Annotated in this window: 13 protein-coding genes; 11 read left to right on the top strand and 2 right to left on the bottom strand. The window is 61.0% G+C overall.

All coding sequences use genetic code 11. The features are described from left to right. Positions 1-58: 58 nt before the first annotated feature. Genes BJP08_RS04555 through smc form a run of 6 tightly spaced genes read left to right on the top strand, consistent with a single transcriptional unit; the run spans position 59 to position 7,550 of the window. A complete protein-coding gene (locus tag BJP08_RS04555; RefSeq protein WP_071568462.1) occupies positions 59-595 on the top strand; it encodes a DUF177 domain-containing protein in 537 nt (178 codons plus the stop codon). Then, positions 592-1,377 carry a ribonuclease III gene (gene rnc / locus BJP08_RS04550; RefSeq protein WP_071568461.1) on the top strand — a complete coding sequence of 262 codons (786 nt, stop codon included), beginning with the start codon at positions 592-594 and terminating at the stop codon, positions 1,375-1,377. Before BJP08_RS04555 ends, rnc begins: the two co-directional genes overlap by 4 nt. A gap of 3 nt (positions 1,378-1,380) precedes the next feature. Next, positions 1,381-2,211, top strand: coding sequence for a bifunctional DNA-formamidopyrimidine glycosylase/DNA-(apurinic or apyrimidinic site) lyase (mutM, locus tag BJP08_RS04545; RefSeq protein ID WP_071568460.1), 831 nt, complete (start codon positions 1,381-1,383; stop codon positions 2,209-2,211). A gap of 40 nt (positions 2,212-2,251) precedes the next feature. Beyond that, on the top strand, positions 2,252-3,787 hold the full coding sequence (locus BJP08_RS04540) for a sodium:alanine symporter family protein (RefSeq protein WP_071568459.1): 1,536 nt from the start codon (positions 2,252-2,254) through the stop codon (positions 3,785-3,787). Positions 3,788-3,790: 3 nt separating this feature from the next. Next, positions 3,791-4,075 (top strand): acylphosphatase, encoded by a 285-nt coding sequence (locus tag BJP08_RS04535; protein WP_071568458.1) that lies wholly within the window; start codon positions 3,791-3,793, stop codon positions 4,073-4,075. A 10-nt stretch (positions 4,076-4,085) separates the two neighbouring features. Continuing rightward, on the top strand, positions 4,086-7,550 hold the full coding sequence (gene smc, locus BJP08_RS04530) for a chromosome segregation protein SMC (protein ID WP_071568457.1): 3,465 nt from the start codon (positions 4,086-4,088) through the stop codon (positions 7,548-7,550). A 17-nt stretch (positions 7,551-7,567) separates the two neighbouring features. Here the strand turns inward: smc and BJP08_RS04525 are convergent, their stop codons facing one another. Continuing rightward, complete coding sequence (locus BJP08_RS04525) at positions 7,568-8,092, bottom strand: META domain-containing protein (protein ID WP_083428404.1); 525 nt, start codon at positions 8,090-8,092, stop codon at positions 7,568-7,570. A 69-nt stretch (positions 8,093-8,161) separates the two neighbouring features. Here BJP08_RS04525 and ftsY point away from each other — a divergent pair, with 69 nt between their 5' ends. Together ftsY and ffh are read left to right on the top strand one after the other, a co-directional pair. Next, a complete protein-coding gene (gene ftsY / locus BJP08_RS04520) occupies positions 8,162-9,640 on the top strand; it encodes a signal recognition particle-docking protein FtsY (RefSeq protein WP_071568455.1) in 1,479 nt (492 codons plus the stop codon). A gap of 91 nt (positions 9,641-9,731) precedes the next feature. Continuing rightward, positions 9,732-11,351 (top strand): signal recognition particle protein, encoded by a 1,620-nt coding sequence (gene ffh / locus BJP08_RS04515; protein ID WP_083428403.1) that lies wholly within the window; start codon positions 9,732-9,734, stop codon positions 11,349-11,351. 76 nt (positions 11,352-11,427) lie between these two features. Here ffh and BJP08_RS04510 read toward each other — a convergent pair whose 3' ends face one another. After that, entirely contained in the window at positions 11,428-13,593 is a 2,166-nt protein-coding gene (locus BJP08_RS04510) for an acyltransferase family protein (RefSeq protein WP_071568454.1), read from the bottom strand. Between the two features lie 358 nt (positions 13,594-13,951). On the opposite strand from BJP08_RS04510, the gene rpsP reads away from it, so the two are divergent. From rpsP to trmD, 3 genes are all read left to right on the top strand, one after another. After that, the gene (rpsP, locus tag BJP08_RS04505) at positions 13,952-14,446 is read left to right on the top strand and encodes a 30S ribosomal protein S16 (RefSeq protein WP_071568453.1); all 495 of its coding nucleotides are present in this window, start codon (positions 13,952-13,954) and stop codon (positions 14,444-14,446) included. An 88-nt stretch (positions 14,447-14,534) separates the two neighbouring features. Continuing rightward, entirely contained in the window at positions 14,535-15,047 is a 513-nt protein-coding gene (gene rimM / locus BJP08_RS04500; RefSeq protein WP_071568452.1) for a ribosome maturation factor RimM, read from the top strand. Then, positions 15,040-16,221, top strand: coding sequence for a tRNA (guanosine(37)-N1)-methyltransferase TrmD (gene trmD, locus BJP08_RS04495; RefSeq protein ID WP_071568451.1), 1,182 nt, complete (start codon positions 15,040-15,042; stop codon positions 16,219-16,221). The genes rimM and trmD overlap by 8 nt, the downstream gene beginning before the upstream one ends. Positions 16,222-16,258: the final 37 nt, after the last annotated feature.

Below are 16,258 nucleotides of genomic sequence, written 5' to 3'. Positions count from 1 at the left end.
CGCACAAGTAAACCGGGTAGCACTTCCGGAATGAAACCGATGTAGAGTTTGGGTTGCTATGGCTACAAATCCTTTCATTATTCAAGTTGCTGACGCCCTGCATGGCGACGGCATGCCGGTGGTCGTCCATAATGTGGGTCCGGCTCCATCGCGCATCGGGCCGGAGATGATCGCAATCCCCGAAGGACAAGAAGTGGCAGTCGACGCCACGGTGACTCCACTTGGCTCTGGTGTGATGGTTGACGCCACCGCGACCGCCGTACTGGAAGGGCAGTGCGTGCGCTGCCTTCGCACACTGCAGCCGACCGAAACGCTACGAGTTTCACAGGTGTTTTCCAATGGCGACGACTTCATCGATGGGGATGAAGAAGTCGAGGAAGACGCAGGATCCGGCGACGAAATTATGCGCATTGAAGATGAAACGGTTGACCTCGAGCAGGCATTCGTCGATGAGGCGGGCCTGACCCTACCGTTCAACCCGACTTGCCAGCCCGCGTGCCCAGAGGACAGCGATGTCCCAGCACCAGACGGCATCAGCGGCGAAGCAACTGACGCGGTCGATCCACGCTGGGCAGGTCTGGAGAAGTTCCTATGAGTCGGCGGTCGAAGAAGCACCGCGTCAGCGGAGAAGAATCATGGAAGAAAGCGTTTGACGAGGTTGACCACGCTCCGCTGCTTGAGTGGCTGGGTGTCGACCTTGACGAAGAGCTACTGCGTTTAGCGTTAACGCACCGTTCCTTCGCAAACGAGCACGACTACCTTCCCAACAACGAGCGCCTCGAGTTTCTCGGCGACGCAGTGCTCGGCCTGACCGTAGCGACGAAACTCTTCGAGATTTACCCCTCCAGCTCCGAGTCGGTGCTTTCCCCGATGCGCGCGTCAATCGTGTCGCGCTATGGCCTGGCCGATGTCGCACGAGGGATTGGCCTTGGGAAGTACGTGCTGCTCGGCAAAGGAGAGCTGCACACTGGTGGTAGAGAAAAAGAGTCCATCCTCGCCGATACAACCGAGGCACTTTTTGGGGCGATCTACCGGCAGTACGGATTCGAAACCGCCCGCGACGTCATCCTCAAGCTCTTCCACGAAAAGCTCCACAACGCGACGGCACACGGTCACAGGCAAGACTGGAAGACGGTGCTCCAGGAACGCCTTGCCGAACGCGGTATACCGATGGTCGAGTATGTCACCACCTCCGAAGGGCCCGAGCACAATCTCGAATTCACGTCCTATGCCATGATCCTTGGAGAAAACCGTGGGCGAGGGGTAGCACGCAATAAGAAGCTCGCCGAGCAAGAAGCCGCGCGAGAAGCCGTCGCGTTCTTCCAGGAGCACCCGGAGGCGCTCGTCCTCGAACAACAGCACCACGACAAGGCGTAGCCCATGCCTGAACTGCCCGAAGTCGAGGTCGTTCGCCGAGGGCTCGACGAGCACATCGTTGGCAGGACCTTCGACCGCATTGACATTGCGCACTCCAGAGCGGTCAGGGACAACACCGTCGACCTCACAGCGATCCTGCCTGGACTTCGAGTCACGGGTACCGGGCGTCGCGGCAAATACCTCTGGCTCACCCTCTCCGACGGAGCCTGTCTCCTAGTACACCTTCGGATGAGCGGTCAGATGCTCGTCGGCGCGCCGGGCAGCGTGGATAGCCCGCACGCGCGGATTCGCGCCAGGATGGGCGACGTTGAGCTTGTCTTCGTAGATCAGCGCACGTTCGGATCGTGGCAATACTGTCAGCTCGTCGATGGCATTCCGGAGCGCGCACGCCACATCGCGATGGATCCCTTCGAGGAAGACTTCGACGTTGGGGCAACAGCTGCGTTGATGCGGCGGAAACGATCGGCAGTGAAGACGGTGTTGCTGAACCAATCCGTGGTCAGTGGCATCGGTTCCATCTACGCTGACGAGGCGATGTGGGCCGCGCGAGTCGCGCCCTGGCAGCCGGCGAATACGCTCAGTCAGGAAACTGCGGTTGATCTTCTCGAAGCATCACGTGCCGTCATGGAGCGCGCGCTCGCCCAAGGAGGAACGAGCTTCGACTCCCTTTACGTGAACGTGAACGTGAACGGTGCATCGGGGTACTTTGCTCGCTCATTGAATGCCTACGGGCGCGCGGGGGAACCTTGTGCCCGTTGTGGGGACGCTATCGCGAAGACGGTCGTGAACCAGCGGTCGAGTTACTACTGCCCAACATGCCAGAATCCTACGTAAAATCGCGAATAATCCTGTCATAGCGACTAGGATTCTCCGCATGGAAAAAGCAACCGAGTTCATTGACGGAACTCTCAACGGCATTATCTGGGACATTGTCCCCTGGCTCCTGCTTGCTGCGGGTGTCTATTTCGGACTACGTACCTTGTTCGTACAGGTCCGGCTGCTTCCAGAAATGTTCAAGGCGGTCACGGAGACCCCGAAGGGCAAGGACCGCGACGGACGCGATTTGGATGAAGAGTACGGCGGTATTTCTGCGTTCAAGGCGTTCACCATCTCCGCCGCTTCTCGTGTGGGCACGGGCAACATCGCCGGTGTCGCTCTCGCGATTTCGGTCGGCGGGCCTGGCGCAGTCTTCTGGATGTGGATGATCGCGATTGTCGGTGGCGCTACGGCGTTCGTTGAGTCCACGCTGGCACAGCTGTGGAAGACGAAGGACGAAAACGGCAACTACCACGGTGGCCCTGCTTACTACATGACGCGAGGACTCGGCTGGCGCCCGCTCGCAGTGATCTTCGCCGTTGCGCTCTCGTTCACCTATGGCTTCGTGTACAACGCGATTCAGACGAACTCCATCGTTGAGGCCGTCGGCGGTTCGGTTGGCTCCGACTCGACGACGCTGAAGCTGATTGTGGCTGTGGTCATTGCTGCGCTGACTTCGGCCATCATCTTCGGTGGTGTGACCCGTATCGCGAGCTTCACGCAGGTCATCGTTCCTTTCATGGCGGTTGCGTACATTCTGGTTGGCCTGCTGGTCGTCATTCTGAACATTCAGGAAGTTCCAGGGATGATCGCGCTGATCGTCGGCCACGCCCTGGGTCTGAAACAGGTTGGTGGTGCGACGCTGGGGATGGCGTTCGTCTGGGGCATGCGCCGTGGTCTGTTCTCGAACGAGGCCGGCCAGGGTTCCGCTCCGAACGCAGCGGCTACAGCGACGGTGTCGCACCCGGTGAAACAGGGGCTGGTGCAGACGCTCGGCGTGTACTTCGACACCCTCGTCGTGTGCTCGATTACCGCGTTCATCGTGCTGCTGGGCCCAGAGATCAGCTACGGTCTGGATGACGTCCAGGGAGCATCGTTGACGCAGTCCGCGTTGGCGTCAACGGTGGGTGCGTGGGGCACACACTTCATCACGTTCATCCTCTTCTTCCTGGCGTTCTCGTCAGTGATCGGTAACTACTACCTTGCGCAGGCGAATATTGAGTACCTCTCGGACTCCAAGGCGGTGCTCAATGTATTCCGCTGCGGTGTCATCGTCTTCGTGTTCTTCGGAGCGTTCGGCTCGATCCCGCTGGTCTGGTCGCTTGGCGACACAATGGCGGGCACCATGGCCATCATCAACATCATCGCGATCGTCCCGCTCGCCGGCGTCGCCATCAAGCTGCTCAAGAACTACAACGAGCAGCGCGTCCACGGCATCGACCCGGTCTTCCATCGCGACATGATGCCTGAGGTGAAAAACATTGAGTTCTGGGACGGCTCTGACCCGGTCACACGCCGCAGTCTGGAGGACCGCATCACCGCATCCGAGGCCCGCGCCGAAGGCGAAAAGAACGAGCAGGGCGGTCTGAAGTAACCGATGGCTACAATCCGTATGACCGCATTTGTACACGGTCACGTGCAAGGCGTCGGGTTCCGCTGGTGGACCCGCTGCCGGGCCTTGGAGCTCGGCCTGCGGGGGTATGCGAAGAATCTTGTCGACGGCCGCGTTGAAGTAGTCGCGGAAGGCGACGAAGGGGCCGTCGAGAAACTGAGACGGCTGCTGGAGGAGCAACCGTCGTCACAACAGCGACCGGGCCGCGTGGACACGGTCATCGCGCAATACGGCGAGCCTCGTGGGGCGGAAGGCTTCAACGAACGGTAAACTCACCACAATGCATTTGAAATCGTTGACGCTGAAGGGCTTTAAGTCCTTCGCTTCGTCGACGACGATGAAGTTCGAGCCCGGCATTTGCGCTGTTGTCGGGCCGAACGGCTCGGGTAAATCGAATGTTGTCGACGCGCTTGCCTGGGTGATGGGGGAGCAAGGCGCGAAGAATCTGCGCGGCGGGAAGATGCAGGATGTCATCTTTGCCGGGGCGGGGGACCGCAAGCCGCTGGGGCGCGCGGAGGTCACGCTCACGTTCGATAACAGCGATAAGCACCTTCCTGTCGATTTCACGGAGGTCGCGATCACGCGGCGCATGTTCCGCGATGGTGCGTCCGAGTACGAGATCAACGGGACGAAGGCCCGCCTGATGGATATTCAGGAGCTGTTGTCGGACTCCGGTATCGGCCGCGAGATGCACATCATCGTTGGGCAGGGCAAGCTGTCGGAGATTCTGGAGTCGCGCCCAGAAGAGCGCCGCGCGTTCATTGAGGAAGCCGCCGGCGTGCTGAAGCACCGACGTCGTAAAGAGAAGGCGCAGCGCAAGCTGCAGTCGATGCAGGGGAACGTTGATAGGCTGCAGGACTTGACTGATGAGTTGGGTAAGCAGCTCAAACCGTTGGAGCGCCAAGCAGAAGCAGCGAAGCGCGCCGCGACGGTGCAAGCCACGCTTCGCGACGCCCGGCTCCGCCTCGCCGGCCACCAGGTCGTCACGTTGCAGTCTGCATATGTGCAGAGCGATGAGAGTGCGGAGCTGCTCGAAGAGCAGGTCGCGACCGTGACCGCGACGCTTGAGAACGCCGAAGAACAATACGCGCAGCTCGAAGAAGAGCAGCGTGAGGTACAGCCTCGCGCACAGGAGTCCCAGGAGACCTGGTTCGCGCTGTCTTCGCTCGAGGAACGGGCGAACGCGACGCTGCGGATTGCCCAGGAGCGAGCGCACAACCTCAACACGCAAACCGCATACCACGGGCAGGACCCCGAGGAGCTCCTCGAGCAAGCAGCGGCAGCGGACGAGGAGTATGAGGCTGCTGTTGAAGCCGCTGAGGAGGCTGCCGGGCGCCTCGAGGTCGTTCGAGAAGACGTGGCGGAATTGCAGGCTGCGTTCGATGACGCGGAGCGCGAACACCTTGCGCAGATCCAGGCGGTGGCGGACCGCCGTGAGGGCGTTGTGCGCCTCGTCGCGCAGGAGGAAGCACACCAGCAGGCGGTGCTTGGCGGTGAGCAGGAGGCTACCCGGCTTGAGGAGCAGCTCTCGCTTGCTAGCGAGCGGGCGCATAGTGCGCGCGGCGAAGCTGAGGAAGTAGCGGAGAAGATTGCTGAGCTCGAAGCACAGCGAGATCCGCTCATGCAGGAGTACGAGCAGACAGACTCAGAGTTTGCCTCTGCTGAACGGCGCTTCCAGGAACTACAAACGCAACAGCGTGAGCACGAACGAGCAGTCTTTGCGCTGCAGTCGAAGATTGAGACGCTCCAAAGCCAGATGCCAACGCAGAACGCGGAGGAGACGCTTGGGGGTTATCACGCGCTTGCGTCGCTGGTGAAAGCTCCCACGGAACTGGCAGCTGCGCTGGCCGCCGCGCTCGGCGGCTTCAGCGAAGCGCTCGTCGGTGAACGAGACCTCAGCGTTGTGGAGCAGCTGCAGGCTGCTGAACGTACCAGCGTTGTTGAGGCAGTTGGCGGCGCGCTGTGGAGGGTTAAGACCGATGGAGACCACGACTGGCTCCTTGACCACCTTGAGGTCGATGATTCGGTGGCGGGGCCGGTAGCGCGCCTGTTGGCCGACGTTGTTGTGGTAGCAACGCCGCGCGAGGGCGTGGACGTCGTAAAGGCTGACCCAAGGCTGCGTGCCGTAACGCGAGAGGGGGCGCTGTTCGGTGAAGGTTGGATGTCGGTAGGCATCGCGAATGCTTCGACCGTCGAGATCAGCGCGCAGGTCGAAGCCGCGCAGCACGATCTGCACGCCGCCGAGCATGCGTTATCGGAGCTCTCCGGCACGTTTGAGGGCGCCCAGCTTGCGGTCGAAGACGCGCGGGTCAATGTAGCGGCTGCGAAGGCAGCGCTGCGCGAGCACGACACGGTGGTCGCGTCGTGGCAGCGCGAGTACCAGCGCTTGGAAGCACAGGCGGGCAACGCGGAGAAGGAACGCGCTCGTTCGGCGCAGCAGCTTGAGGACGCCGAGCAACGCCTGACTCAGCGCCAGGAACAGCTGCGAGAGACCCAGGACCGCCTCTCTCGTATCGATGAGACCCCTGCGGAGGAAAGTCCCTCGCCCGAGGCACGTGACGCGGCATCCCAGCGCTTGACACAGGCGAAGGCGCTCGAGTTGGAGGCTGTCCTCGCCGCGCGTGAGACGCAGCAGCGAGCGCAGGCGATCGCTGGGAAGGGGGGTGCACTGCGGCGCCAGGCGGAAAACGAACGCCAGGCGAAGGCGAGGCATGAGGCGGCAGTGGCGCGTCGCCGAGCCCAGGCCCTGCTTGCTGGCGCGGTGAAGGAGCACACTGAGGCGCTGATTTCGCGTGTTCAGGATGCGTTGGAGCGGGCTACTGCGCAGCGCGATGAGTTGCAGCGCACGCTAGCTACGTTGCAGGCCAAGATTCAACAGGAGCGGGCACAGGTCAGCGCAGCTCGTCAACAGTTGAATCGGCTGAGCGACCGGGCACACGCTGCAGATATTGCGAGGTCGCAGGCGAAGGTCCGTCTCGAGGAAGCTCAGCAGAAGATCGTTGAGTCGCTTGGAATTTCGGTCGATGACTTGCTTGCGAATTACACGCCGGGGCAGGACTTTGACGACGCCGTTGAGACCCAGCGCTTACGGCAGGCTGAAAAGGATTTGCGGTCCTTGGGCAAGGTCAACCCCCTGGCCCTCGAGGAGTTCAAGGCACTCGAGGAGCGCTACACGTTCCTTTCAACCCAACTCGCCGACGTCATTCAGGCGCGCAAGGACCTACTCGACGTCATCGAGGATGTCGACGCCCACATCCTGCAACTCTTCACTGACGCATGGCATGACGTGGAAGCTGAGTTTCCGCGCGTGTTCCACACGCTGTTTCCGGGCGGGGAAGCGCGCCTCGTCCTGACAGAGCCGGATGACATGCTGCTCACCGGCATCGAGATTGAGGCACGACCGCCGGGCAAGCGCGTCAAGAGGCTGTCCCTGCTGTCTGGTGGGGAGAAGTCCCTGACGGCGTTGGCGTTCTTGGTGGCGATTTTCCGCGCACGTCCGAGCCCCTTCTACGTGTTGGACGAGGTGGAAGCAGCCCTCGATGACGTGAACTTGCGCCGACTCATTGCGCTGCTCGAGGAGCTGCGCCAGGACTCGCAGCTCATTGTGATTACGCACCAGAAACCGACTATGAATGTGGCAAACGTGCTCTACGGCGTCACAATGCGCGGCGATGGTGTCACAAGGGTGCTTTCACAAAGAATGCGCCCGGCGGGGTCAGCTCCTAACTCCGATCCGGACGCATAACAAGTAGTTGCGTGAGGCTAATTCTTTATGACAAGCTCCAGAGTTCCCTCAGGGCCAGCTGCGAAGAGCTTATCCTGGCCGAACACCTTTAAGCTAGTTGTCTGCTTCAGCAAGTCGCTGGTGGTTTTCTCCCAAATTATGTCTTCGGATTTGCAGGCCTTCTTTGTGGTTGGGACCGTAAACGTTGAGACCGCTCCGGTTGCTTCATCGATGGTGAAGCCGACTCCGTATCCGTTGCATGGTCCTCCGCCAATCGTGTATCCCTGAGCGCCTTTGATGAAGGTCACGGTAGCTCCGTCGCGTACCGGAATTGGTGCCCACGTTGTATTCAGCGCGGTAGCGAGAGCCTCGCCAGTTGCGGGTACTGCTTCTTTCGGAGCGTCAGTGCCGACGCTTGGTACGTCCACCTTCGAGCTTCCAAGAGAACCGCTTGAGGCAATGATGCCGAGCCCGACGGCTAAGGAGATGGCGGTCGTAATGACTGGGAGGATCCAGTGCGCGACGTCTTTTGGCAAGTTTTGCAAAAATGGGGGAGTATTCATAAACCTTATTCAACCATGTCGCTGGGGAAAAGGGGTTATTTTCTACAGATTGTGGGGACCTTTGGCACTATGGAAGCCATGACGACGTATACGGAATTGATCGTAATCTCGATTGCGGTGCTCGTGATTCTCATCGCGGGCATCATAATCGTTGGTAAGAAACGAAAATCAGCAAAGTCAGTTTCCTTCGAAAAGCCGGCGGAGCCGAAGGAGCTGACCCAGCAGGAAAAGTCGGGGAATTACCAGGCCAAAGGCAGTTTTAATTTTGCCCAAGCAGGGTCGAAAGAGAAGGAGCCAGTCCCGCTTGTCGACGCCCCCTCCGCTCCAGAACCCACACCGCCTGCACCTGTGCCGGAGCCGGTTGTAGAGGAGACACAGGCTGAGAAGTCTGAACCGGTCGTGGAACCGGAACCGACGCTGGCGGCGGAAGAACCACAGACGCCGACGCCTACAGAACCTACGGTCGACGAGGACGTGGAAGAGCAAGACATCGAAGAGGCACAAGAGGCTGCCGATGCAGCGGCGGTAACCGTCGGTGGGGCAGAGCGTGCGCTCGTGGACGGCGCCGAACCGACCGAGGACGCAATAGTCAGCGAGCCAGCGTCCTCCGAACCTGTAGAGGCGATCGCGCCAGCCGCGGGCCGGATGGGCAAGCTGCGTGGGCGCCTGTCGCGCTCCCAGAACGCAATCGGCCAAGGGCTGCTCGGTATTCTTACTGCGGGCGACCTCGACGAAGACGCATGGGAAGAAATCGAAGACACGCTCATCATGGCGGATATCGGCGCAGACTTGACCATGCGTATTACCGACGCGCTGCGACAAAAGATCGCCGAGCGAGGCGTGGCGTCGGAAGCGGAGGCGCGCGCAATGCTGCGAGAGACCCTCGTCGAGGCCGCGAAGCCAGACCTTGATCGCTCGATCCACGCCATGCCGAATGAAGGCAAACCAGCTGTGATCCTGGTAGTCGGTGTCAACGGCACGGGTAAGACCACCACGACGGGCAAGCTTGCACGCGTACTCGTCGCTATGGGCCACTCTGTGGTGCTCGGCGCGGCGGATACATTCCGCGCGGCGGCGGCGGACCAGCTCGAGACGTGGGGGCGTCGAGTAGGAGCCTCTACTGTGCGTGGTGCAGAGGGCGCAGACCCCGCCTCTGTCGCGTTCGACGCCGTGGCGACCGGCGTGCAGGAAGGCGCGGACGTCGTGCTCGTCGATACTGCTGGGCGTCTGCATACCTCGACTGGTTTGATGGACCAGCTGGGAAAGGTGAAGCGGGTCGTCGAAAAGAAGTCCACGGTCGACGAGGTGCTCCTGGTGCTGGACGCAACGGTGGGGCAGAACGGCATCGCGCAGGCGCGAGTGTTCCGCGAGGTCGTCGATATCACAGGTGTGGTGCTGACGAAGCTTGACGGCACTGCAAAAGGGGGCATCGTCTTCCAGGTACAGGAGGAACTTGGCGTGCCGGTGAAGCTTGTCGGTCTTGGCGAGGGAGCTGACGACCTTGCGCCGTTTGAGGTCGAGAGCTTCGTGGACGCTCTATTGGGATAGCCTGGCGTGATGTGAACAGTTGGGCGGAAAGGCGCTAGGCTAGGTGCATTCTGTCCCAATACCGAAGAACGAATTAAGGGAGCAACGTACTGTGTTCGAGTCACTGTCTGACCGCTTACAATCAGCGCTTGGAGGTTTGCGCGGCAAGGGCAAGCTCACTGAGGCTGACATTAATGCCACAGCACGTGAGATTCGGATCGCGCTGCTGGAGGCCGACGTCTCGCTGACCGTCGTACGCGCCTTCATTAAGCGCGTAAAAGAGCGCGCTTTAGGCTCGGATGTTTCAGAGGCACTCAACCCGGCGCAGCAAGTAGTCAAGATTGTCGACCAGGAACTCACCGCCATTTTGGGTGGGGAGACGCGGCGCCTCAACTTCGCGAAGACCCCGCCGACTGTCATTATGCTGGCAGGTCTGCAGGGCGCCGGTAAGACCACCCTTGCAGGTAAGCTCTCCCGCCACTTGGCGAAGCAGGGGCACACCCCGTTGCTGGTGGCGTGTGACCTTCAGCGTCCGGGCGCGGTGCAGCAGCTCCAGATCGTCGGTAAGCGCGCCGAGGTAGCGACGTTCGCGCCCGACCCCGGCACCTCCATCGATTCGTTTGAGCACGAGATGGGCACTTCCCACGGCGACCCAGTCGCTGTTGCGCAGGCAGGTATTGAGCACGCGAAGCAGAACAAGCACGACGTGGTCATCATCGATACCGCTGGTCGATTGGGTATCGATGAAACGTTGATGACGCAAGCCCGCAACATTCGCGACGCAGTTCAGCCGGATGAAGTCCTGTTCGTGATCGATGCGATGATCGGCCAGGACGCGGTCACTACAGCGCAGGCTTTCGCAGACGGCGTGGACTTTACCGGCGTCGTGTTGACCAAGCTCGACGGTGACGCCCGTGGCGGTGCAGCACTGTCCATCCGCGAAGTCACCGGCAAACCAATCCTGTTTGCCTCCACTGGTGAGAAGCTCGACGACTTTGACGTCTTCCACCCCGAGCGCATGTCGAGCCGCATCCTCGGCATGGGCGACCTGCTCTCGCTTATTGAGCACGCAGAAACCGTCTTCGACCAAAAAGAAGCCGAGGAAGCCGCAAGCCGCCTAGGAACTGGTGAGCTCACGCTCGAAGACTTCCTGAACCAGATGCTGATGATCCGCCGCATGGGGCCCATCGGCAACCTGCTAAAGATGATGCCCGGCGGCAAGCAGATGAACCAGATGGCGGACATGGTCGATGAGAAGCAGCTCGACCGCATCCAGGCCATCATCCGCGGTATGACGCCCGAGGAGCGCGCGAACCCGAAGATCCTCAACGCGTCGCGCAGGAAGCGCATTGCGGCAGGTTCTGGTGTGAAGGTGTCCGACGTGAACCAGCTCGTTGAGCGCTTCTTCGAAGCGAAAAAGATGATGGGCGCGATGGCCAACCAGTTCGGACTGCCGGGTATGCCCGGCATGGGTGGTGGCCGCTCAGCGACAAAGAAGAAGCCGAAGGGGCGCAGGGGCAAGAACGGGAAGCGCAAGCCCGCGAAGCGCCGTGGCGGAGGACCGAAGATGCCGGGGATGCCACAAATGCCTGGCATGGGCGGCATGCCGGGAATGCCTGGAATGGAGGATCTGCAGAAGATGCAGGAACAGCTGCCTCCAGGTATGGAAGGGCTTGACCTGAACAACCTCGACTTCGGTGAGGCAATGAAGCGCATGGGTAAGAAGAAGTAGCCAGAAAAACATTTGAGGGCCGGTACGGGTATTCCGTACCGGCCCTTTGCTATCCCTTTGCTATGGCGCTGACGCGCTACTGGGTAGCGGGTGCGTCCATGTCTACGCTCGGGGTTGGGTTCGTATCGGGCCCCGGGAGCAGGCCTAACTCCTCGAAGATTGGCATCAGTTCGGCCCACAGCAGCGGAGTAAGTGTTGCCGCGTAGGCGTTCGAGATGTGGTTCTGGTCGCGGTAGATGTAGACGTTGCCGCGCTGCGGCGGGCAGAACTTGTCATCACAGAACCAATCAGCAGTATCGATAGACCACTGGTGGTTCTCTGGCAAGAGGTATGCGGCTGCTGGGTCCTCAGGCCCGTAGACTGTACTGCGCAGCGCCGAACAATCGCGCTCGGAGGCGCCCGCGACGATGCACAGGTTTGGGTCCATTGGATCGCCCTCCGGGGTGAACATCCAAGGGTTATCGCGTAAGCCCACGAACGGGATGCCGTAGTAGGCGAAGTTCTGCCAGAGGTTTGCGTACGCGTCGGGGACCTTGTCCGTCGAAAACGCCGCACCGCCTGCATGCCCCTCGGGACGTGTGGAGTTTGAAATCACCAAGTCCGGGTCCATCTCGACGATGTTCTGGAATGCGAGTTCCGACCACTGTGCACACACGTCGCTGACGAACTCGTCCCTGTCGGCACCGCCGATGACAATCGGGCACTCCTGGCGCACGTACGGAACGACCCGGAAATGGTGCTCTTTCCCGAGCTTGTCGAGGGGCACGATGTACGGCTCGATGTGCGACCCGCCGGTCATCACCACGGTGACGTCGGACTCGGGGTCGCCGTACTGGCAGTCGGGCCGCGGCATGTCGGTTGCCGGGTCCGGGATCATGATCATGCACTCATCAACACCGATGGGTGGAAAGATACCCGCAATGAGGGCCGGATCGGGCTGCGGTTTGACGTCGGGGACATCAGCGCCTGCCAGGGCGAGGGCGCCCGGGTAGAGGTCCTCTGGCAGGTCGCGGTCGGCGTCTTCGATGCGCTGGTTCCAAAGCGGCTGAATTGCAAAGATCGTGGCGACGAGCGCGGAGACCAGCACGCCACCGGTTGCGCGACCGATGCCGATTCGGGTGCGTAGAGTCGTGCGGGCGTCGACAATTGGGGTGTCAGTGGACTGTGGGCGCTTGCGGTGCTGGCGCAGTGGGTCTTCCACCAGCAGGTGAGTAATATGCGCGAGCCCGAGCGAGACCGCGATGACGAGGGTGCCCACCCACCACGGGGGAGTCCCGAACCCACCAGCGAGGGTAACAATGATCAGCAGTGGCCAGTGCCAGAGATAGAGGGAGTAGGCGATGCTGCCCAGCCACGTCATCGGCTTTGACGCCAAAATATTCGAGACCGCGTTCTGGTTGCCGCTCATCACGATCAGTGCAGCACCCGTCAGCGGTAGTAGTGTGATCGGGCCTGGGAACGCGAGCGAAGTGGTCACTACGATGCCGGTAATCGAAATCATCAGGACGCCGAGGCCCGCGGTCCAGGCGGCCGTGCGCTGCGGAAGGAAGCGGCTCGTCGGTATGAACGCCAATAACCCGCCGAGCGCAAGCTCCCATGCGCGGGAGAACGTGGAGTAGTAGTTCTGGCCAGTGCCGACAAAACCGAAACGCGCAGCGTACGTGAACGAAGCAACGGTGATAATTGCGAGCAGCGTGATCGCGCCACGCTTGGCGATGACCGTCGGAACCTTGCACTTCCAAATCAGGAAAGCTAGCAACGTGCCCAACAAAATGGCGAAGACATAGAACTGGCCCTGCACACTCATCGACCACAGGTGCTGCAAGGGGGAAGTGTCCTGGCTTGCTGCTGCGTAGTCTGCATCCTGAGCGATGAGTTCCCAGTTCTGGTAGTACAGCATGGAGGCCGTGAACTGTTTGGAGAGCTCCACACCCATCAGCTCTGGGGCGAGCAGCATCACGCCAAGCATGGTTGCCAGGACCGTGAGCGCGAGGGCTGGGACGAGGCGTCGAATAGTACGCCACAGCGGCCACCACGGATTGAGGCTGGGGTTCGGGCGCATCGCGTAGCGGATCTGGCCGCCGAGGAAGAAGTATCCAGACAGAAGCAAGAAGACGTCTACGCCGCCCGAGACCCGACCGACGTAGACATGGAATAGGACGACTAGTGCGATAGCAAAGCCTCGAAGCCCGTCAAGGTCGACGCGGTATGCGGATGAGCGCTTCGTGCTCGGTGCAGGCATGCTGAAAAACCTCGTGTACTCTCAGATTGGTTCGCGCCCTCAGAACGCTTCATGCTGTTTTTTGACGGGCAACTGAAGAGACGATACCCGCAATGGGCAGGCAGATGGTAACTATCTGCCCCGATGGCGCATCTCGTTTGGGGAATAAGGCGCTATGCGGTAACCTTTTTCAGGTTGATTATCTGCATATGCAGGTTTTGAACAGGACCAAACTGCGTTCGCGTTGGACCCGTCACGCACAGGATTGTGCGATGTCGCCCAACCAGTCACGCGCAGGGTAAAGAAGAAGGGTTGAACCGGCCCGCCTATCGTGTTGGCGGGTGTCTGCACTGCCCGGTGACCGTAAAGGAAGATTTTCATGGCTGTAAAGATTAAGCTGCAGCGCGTCGGTAAGATCCGCAACGCGCAGTACCGTGTTGTTATCGCGGACGCAAAGGCTCGTCGCGACGGCAAGGTTGTCGAGAACATCGGTATCTACCACCCGAAGCAGGAGCCTTCCCTCATCAAGATCGACTCCGAGCGTGCTCAGTACTGGCTCGGCGTTGGTGCGCAGCCGACCGAGCCAGTGCTCGCTCTGTTGAAGGTCACTGGCGACTGGCAGAAGTACAAGGGCCTCGACGGTGCTGAAGGCACCCTCAAGGTTGCTGAGGAGAAGCCATCCAAGCTTGACCTGTTCAACAAGGCGCTCGAGGAAGCCAACAACGGCCCGACCGCTGAGGCGATCACCGAGAAGCGCAAGAAGGCGAAGGAAGAGGCTGAGGCCAAGGCCGCCGCAGAGGCGGAGGCAGCTGCAGCTGCTGAGGCTGCAGAGTCCGCTGAAGAGGAGTCCGCAGCTGAGGAGTCCGAGGACTAATCCGAGCCTCGCTACGGCACGTTCCCGATCCGTGTGGTCAGGGGCGTGCCGTTTTTCTTTGCGAAGTTGGCGTTGAAAAGTAGGGTAAATGAGCATGGAGCTACTCATTGGTCGGGTTGTGAAGACCCATGGCATTAGGGGTGAGGTCGCGGTGGAAGTGCACACCGACCAACCCGAGGTCCGCTTCGCGGCGGGCAGTACGCTGCGCGGTACACAGACCGGGAAAGAAGTTGTACTGACCGTGGCGACGGCTCGCCCACACAAAGGGCGGCTGCTGCTGAGCTTCGAGGAGATCCCGGACCGCACCGCCGCCGAAGGACTACGGGGGCTGAAGTTCTTCGCGGCGCCGCTCGAGCGCGCCGAGGACGCTGACCCTGATGAGTTCTATGATCACGAGCTGATTGGCCTGAAAGTGCGCCTTGATGGGGAGGAGATCGGGCAGGTCGCAGGCGTGATGCACACGCCGGGACGTCAGATTCTGGAGGTCGATTACGACGGCCGTGAGGTGCTGGTGCCCTTCGTGAGCGATATCGTGCCCGAGGTAGATCTGGGGGCGGGTTTCCTGTCCATCACTCCGCCAGAGGGATTGCTCGATGTCTAAGCACACGCTGAGGCTCGACGTTGTCACTATCTTCCCCGAGTACCTCGAGCCGTTGCGGCATGCGCTGCTTGGCAAGGCGATTGAGCAGGGGATCGTGAGTGTCGGGGTGCATGACCTTCGCCAGTGGGGCATCGGTGTGCACAGGTCTGTCGACGCCCCTCCGCTTGGCGGCGGGCCGGGCATGGTGATGCGCCCGGACGTGTGGGGTGAGGCTCTCGATGCCGTGGCCGACGGCCACGAAGGTGAGGGGTTAGACTCCGCAGCCCCGCACCGCAATGACAAGGCCCGCCATGATGAGGTCAACTCCGTGGCGCCGCGGCCGTACGAGGTCGGCGATGTACGCGAAGGCGAGGACGCGGAGCAACCGTTGCTGATTGTGCCCACCCCGGCGGGTACACCGTTTACGCAGCAGGACGCGCAGGCGTGGTCCCGCGAGTCCCACATCGTGTTTGCCTGTGGCCGCTACGAGGGGATCGACCAGCGTGTCTTTGTCGATGCGCAGCAGCGCTACCGGGTACGCGAGGTCTCAATCGGGGACTACGTGCTCATCGGTGGGGAAGTGGCCACGTTGGTGATCGCAGAAGCCGTCACCCGTTTGATTCCCGGGGTGCTGGGCAATACGCAGAGCCACGAGGATGATAGCTTCTCCGACGGGCTCCTCGAAGGACCGAGCTACACGAAGCCCCGTACATGGCGGGGAATCGATGCCCCTGAGGTCCTTTTTTCCGGGGACCACGCGAAGGTCGAGCGCTACCGGCGTGATGCCTCGCTGCTGCGTACACAGCGGGTGCGCCCGGAGCTGTTGGAAGCTGCTGAGCTTGATGACGACGATGTATTTGCCCTGCACGCTCGTAACGTCGTGACGGCGATGCAGGTCCTCGTCGACGAGAAGCGCTGGCCGAAAGCGCGAAAGTCGTTGGCTCGGGCGCTGCGTAAAGCTGGCTACCGCGATCCCGAAATCAGCCTGGAGCTGATCGGGCCGCACTGCGAGGACGAATCGATCCTGGAGACCGATTATTTGCTGAAGGAAGGGCACCCACCGCTCGAGTCGTTGTGCAGGCTCGAGGTGCGCGGCCGCACTGCGCTCGAGCTGGAGGCCGCAACACAAGCAGTGGTTGCAGGTCTTCCGCGGGGCACGTACTGGTACGGCACGACCCGTCTCGTGGGAGATTAATAGTGATATGGCTCATGAAGAAATGCGCTGATCCCGA

It is taken from the genome of Corynebacterium sp. NML140438 (assembly GCF_001875725.1).
Lineage (GTDB): Bacteria > Actinomycetota > Actinomycetes > Mycobacteriales > Mycobacteriaceae > Corynebacterium.
This window is presented reverse-complemented; position numbering and strand designations above follow the sequence as displayed.

Coding starts and splice junctions, on each gene's coding strand:
- ftsY (WP_071568455.1), top strand. CDS start 8,162: ATGGAAGCCATGACGACGTATACGGAATTGATCGTAATCTCGATTGCG.
- BJP08_RS04555 (WP_071568462.1), top strand. CDS start 59: ATGGCTACAAATCCTTTCATTATTCAAGTTGCTGACGCCCTGCATGGC.
- rpsP (WP_071568453.1), top strand. CDS start 13,952: ATGGCTGTAAAGATTAAGCTGCAGCGCGTCGGTAAGATCCGCAACGCG.
- smc (WP_071568457.1), top strand. CDS start 4,086: ATGCATTTGAAATCGTTGACGCTGAAGGGCTTTAAGTCCTTCGCTTCG.
- rnc (WP_071568461.1), top strand. CDS start 592: ATGAGTCGGCGGTCGAAGAAGCACCGCGTCAGCGGAGAAGAATCATGG.
- BJP08_RS04510 (WP_071568454.1), bottom strand. CDS start 13,593: ATGCCTGCACCGAGCACGAAGCGCTCATCCGCATACCGCGTCGACCTT.
- rimM (WP_071568452.1), top strand. CDS start 14,535: ATGAGCATGGAGCTACTCATTGGTCGGGTTGTGAAGACCCATGGCATT.
- BJP08_RS04540 (WP_071568459.1), top strand. CDS start 2,252: ATGGAAAAAGCAACCGAGTTCATTGACGGAACTCTCAACGGCATTATC.
- BJP08_RS04535 (WP_071568458.1), top strand. CDS start 3,791: ATGGCTACAATCCGTATGACCGCATTTGTACACGGTCACGTGCAAGGC.
- mutM (WP_071568460.1), top strand. CDS start 1,381: ATGCCTGAACTGCCCGAAGTCGAGGTCGTTCGCCGAGGGCTCGACGAG.
- trmD (WP_071568451.1), top strand. CDS start 15,040: ATGTCTAAGCACACGCTGAGGCTCGACGTTGTCACTATCTTCCCCGAG.
- BJP08_RS04525 (WP_083428404.1), bottom strand. CDS start 8,092: ATGAATACTCCCCCATTTTTGCAAAACTTGCCAAAAGACGTCGCGCAC.